Origin of the sequence: Sphingopyxis sp. (assembly GCF_025869345.1) — a bacterium.
GTDB lineage: Bacteria > Pseudomonadota > Alphaproteobacteria > Sphingomonadales > Sphingomonadaceae > Sphingopyxis.
This window is the reverse complement of sequence record NZ_JAOZVW010000136.1, coordinates 1-3567: the sequence shown is the minus strand read 5'-3', so window position 1 is coordinate 3567 and position 3567 is coordinate 1. Positions and strand designations below refer to the sequence as shown.

Annotated in this window: 3 protein-coding genes; 1 reads left to right on the top strand and 2 read right to left on the bottom strand. The window is 67.1% G+C overall.

Going from position 1 to position 3567, the window contains the following annotated elements:
• Positions 1 to 215: 215 nt before the first annotated feature.
• Positions 216 to 1379 (bottom strand): aromatic ring-hydroxylating dioxygenase subunit alpha, encoded by a 1164-nt coding sequence (locus tag OJI97_RS14565; RefSeq protein ID WP_297664633.1) that lies wholly within the window; start codon positions 1377 to 1379, stop codon positions 216 to 218.
• A gap of 33 nt (positions 1380 to 1412) precedes the next feature.
• On the opposite strand from OJI97_RS14565, the gene OJI97_RS14560 reads away from it, so the two are divergent.
• Entirely contained in the window at positions 1413 to 2003 is a 591-nt protein-coding gene (locus OJI97_RS14560; protein WP_297664632.1) for a TetR family transcriptional regulator C-terminal domain-containing protein, read from the top strand.
• Positions 2004 to 2040: 37 nt separating this feature from the next.
• Here OJI97_RS14560 and OJI97_RS14555 read toward each other — a convergent pair whose 3' ends face one another.
• Entirely contained in the window at positions 2041 to 3414 is a 1374-nt protein-coding gene (locus OJI97_RS14555) for a M20/M25/M40 family metallo-hydrolase (protein ID WP_297664631.1), read from the bottom strand.
• Positions 3415 to 3567: the final 153 nt, after the last annotated feature.

Sequence of the window (3567 nt, the reverse complement as noted above, 5' to 3'; positions counted from 1 at the left end):
GCACTCCGGATATTCCTCGCGCACGATCTCCATGGCGCGCGCCTCGTGCGCCCCCGCTACCAGCCGGGGGGGGCCCCCGCCTAGTTTTTTTTTGGTATCCTCGCACTTCCGCCCCCCCCGTTTGGGGGTGGGGCGGGGGTTGGGCCTGTCCCGTGGTTTCGATGCCTGGAGGGAACAAGCCCTCCCCTAACCCCTCCCGCAAGCGGGAGGGGGATTTACTTGCTCCACCCCGCCGGCGGCGCCTGCTCCAGCCGCGCCTCGGGGATGATCTCGCGCATCCGCGAACAGAAATGCCGGAGGCAGACCTCCTTGTCGCTGAGCGGCCCCATGGTGAAGCTCTTCGACTGCATGCCCATCTGAACGCGCGTGATCAGCGCGGTATCCTCGGCATTGACCTGACGATTGATGCGCCAGTTGAGATAGCGCGCGGCCTTCATCTCGCGGCGCTCATCCGGTAGGACGTAACTGATTTCGCGGATCAGGCAGCTCGTCGGGCCGGTCGGCAGCCATTGCATGAAATCGATCTGGTCGGGATAGATGTCGAAGGCGATGTTCGGCCACAGCTTGAAATAGAGCCAGTGGCGCTGATTTGCCTCCGGCAGATGCGGCACCGGCGGTAGCAGGCGCTGATACATGAGTTCGGACCAGTTCGCCGAGGGCCGGTCGCTCAGGTCGCCCCACATGCGGTCGACCCCGGATTCGGCTTCGACGCCATAGCTTTTTCCGAACAGCCGCGTGAGGCCGGGGTGGGCGACGGGGATGTGCAGGCCGTCCGAATAATTGTCGCCGACATTCTTCCAGTTGACCGCGCGCGGGCGCAGCGTGACGCGGCCGAGCGCGCCGAGGTCCGCAAAGCGATAGGGGGCGATCATCGCCTCATAAGGCGCCATCATCGCCGCGACCGACGGGCCGCCGTCGTCGTCGAGCCGGACGAACCAGAAGCCGCGCCATTGCTCGAGCCCGACCGGGACGAGCCCGGCCTTGCCCTTGTCGAGCGTCGGATAGCTCGCCGAATCGGGAACGCCGGTCAGCCGGCCGTCGAGTTCGTAGGTCCAGGCGTGATAGGGGCAGACGAACTTCTTCGCGCAGCCCGCCGCGCCATCGACGAGGCGCGAGCCGCGGTGGCGGCAGACGTTGGTGAAGGCCCGCACGATATGGTCGGCGCCGCGCACCAGAATCACGCTTTCGCCGCAAAAGTCGATGCTGTGCCAGTCGCCGGCGTTGGGGATGTCGCTGTCGTGGCAGACCACCTGCCAGCTCGGGCGGAAGATGCGGTCCATTTCGGCCGCGTGGAATTCGGGATCGCTGTAGGTCCAGGCCGGAAGCGACCAGCCGTCGAGCGGGTCGATATTCGAATCGCAAAGGGGTGCAGTTGCCATGGCTCGTTCCTTGTTATACATATGTATAACAAGATGACCGCCGCTCGCCAAGCCTTTACGCGCGAAAGCGCCGATGCCCGCCGGACGGGCCTGATCGAGGCGACCGCGGCGGTGCTCGCCGAACAGGGGCTCGCGGGAACGACCGTTCGCGCCATCTGCGCCAAGGCGGGGGTGTCGCCGGGATTGCTGCGCCATTATTTCGCGGGGATCGACGATCTGGTCGCCGCCACCTACGCCGCGACGAGCGACCGGATGGACGCGATTTTCGCGGGCGCAGTCGAAGGCGCGGGCGACGATCCGCCCGCGCGGCTGACCGCTTACCTCGCCGCGAGCTTCCGCCCGCCAGTCACCGATCCCGCGCTGCTCGGCGCCTGGACCGCCTTCTGGGCGCTCGCGCGCAGCGATGCGCGGATGGCGGCGATTCACGCGGAAAGCTACGCGGGCTATCGCGAACGATTGGCCGACTTGCTGACCGCGTGCGGCGCCGCCGACGCCGGGCGGCTGGCGGTCCTGCTGACCGCGATGGTCGACGGGCTATGGCTCGAACTGTCGCTCGACTCGACGAGCTTCGGCGCCGAAGCGGCGGTGGAGATGGTCGAGCGCGCGGTGAGGGCGCTCGTCTAACGTCGCCCCCGCGACGGCGGGGGCGACGTTGAGCCGCTTATTTCGACAAATCGCGCAGCAGGCTGTCCCAATGCGCGAGGGCGCCGGGGATCGCGGCGACCGGCGCGCGTTCGTTGAGGCCGTGCGCGAAGCTGTCGCTCGCCTTGCTGAACAGCCCCGCGACGCCATAGCTCGGCACGCCGACGGCGCGGAAATGGAGGCTGTCGGTCGCCCCCGCGCTCATCGACGGGATGATCGGCAGGCCGGGGAAGCGCGCATGGACCGTCTTGGTCACCGCCGCCACCACGTCGGGGCGCAACGGCGAAGCGTCGCTCGCCGTGGCATCGGGGTCGGTGTTCACCTTGACCGCGGGATCGCCGATCACCTTTTCGAGTTCGGCACGCACCGCCTCGATGCCGACGCCGGGGAAGATGCGGCAGTTGATGTTCGCGGTCGCGCGCTGCGGCAGCGCATTTTCGGCGTGGCCGCCCTTGACCAGCGTGGGAACGCAGGTGGTGCCGATCTGCCCGACATATTCGGGGTCGGCGCGGATCGTCGCGATGGCCTTCGCATCGGCCGGATCGGCGGCGAAGGCTTTCAGCGCCGCGCCGATATCGCCGCCGACCTGATCGGCGACGATCGGCATGCCGACCTTGGTCAGCTCATTCTGCTGCGGCGTGAAGCGATAGGCGCCGATTTTCGCCAGCGCTTCGGAGAGTTCGACGATCGCATTGACCGGGCCGGGGCGCGAGCTGTGCCCGCCGGGGTTGGTCACTTCGAGCACATAGTCGGCGTAGGTTTTCTCGCCCGCCTGCAGCCCGTAATATTTCGCCTTGCCGTCCTCGCCGATCAGCCCGCCGCCGCCATCGCCGTTCAAGGCAAATTCGGCGTCCTTATATTTGGCGGCGAGCGCGCGCGTCGTCGTCATCGAGGTTTCCTCGTCGCCCGAGAGCAGCAGGATGATCGAGCGCTTCGGCTTGAAGCCGTCCTTCTTGAGCTGGGCCATCGTCGCGACCATCATCGCGACGTCGAACTTGTTGTCCTCCGACCCGCGGCCGAAGATATAGCCATTCTCCTCGACCGGCACGAAGGGATCGCGGGTCCAGTCCTTGGGATCGGCCTCGACGACGTCCATATGACCGAGCAGCAGGATCGGCTTCGCCTTGGTCGTGCCCCGCAGCGTCGCGGCAAAGGTCGCGGTCTCGCCGATCGGGGTGATCTCGATATCCACGTCGCTGTATCCCGCGGCCTTGAGCACGCTTGCATAGTAAGCGGCCAGTTCGGGCACCTTGCCACGCCCCTCGACCGTCGGGATCGCGACGCTGTCCATGAGGATCTTCTTCGCCGTCGCGGTATCGGCGGGCTTGGCGTGAACGGGCGCCGCGGCCAGCATGGCGGCGGCGAAGGCGAGCGGGGCGGTAAGGTTTCGCATGGAAACGGAGTTAAGCGGCATCTTCGGTCGGTCGCAAGCGTCAATCTGCCTGATGTTCACATCTCCATAGCCGTCACCCCGGACTTGATCCGGGGCCCCGCTCAGCGACACCGGAAAAGCGGGGCCCCCGGTCAACTCCGGGGGGGAGGCGGG

Bases quoted from the DNA above. Each gene is read 5' to 3' on its own strand.
- OJI97_RS14565 (WP_297664633.1), bottom strand. From the start codon at position 1,379: ATGGCAACTGCACCCCTTTGCGATTCGAATATCGACCCGCTCGACGGC.
- OJI97_RS14555 (WP_297664631.1), bottom strand. From the start codon at position 3,414: ATGCGAAACCTTACCGCCCCGCTCGCCTTCGCCGCCGCCATGCTGGCC.
- OJI97_RS14560 (WP_297664632.1), top strand. From the start codon at position 1,413: ATGACCGCCGCTCGCCAAGCCTTTACGCGCGAAAGCGCCGATGCCCGC.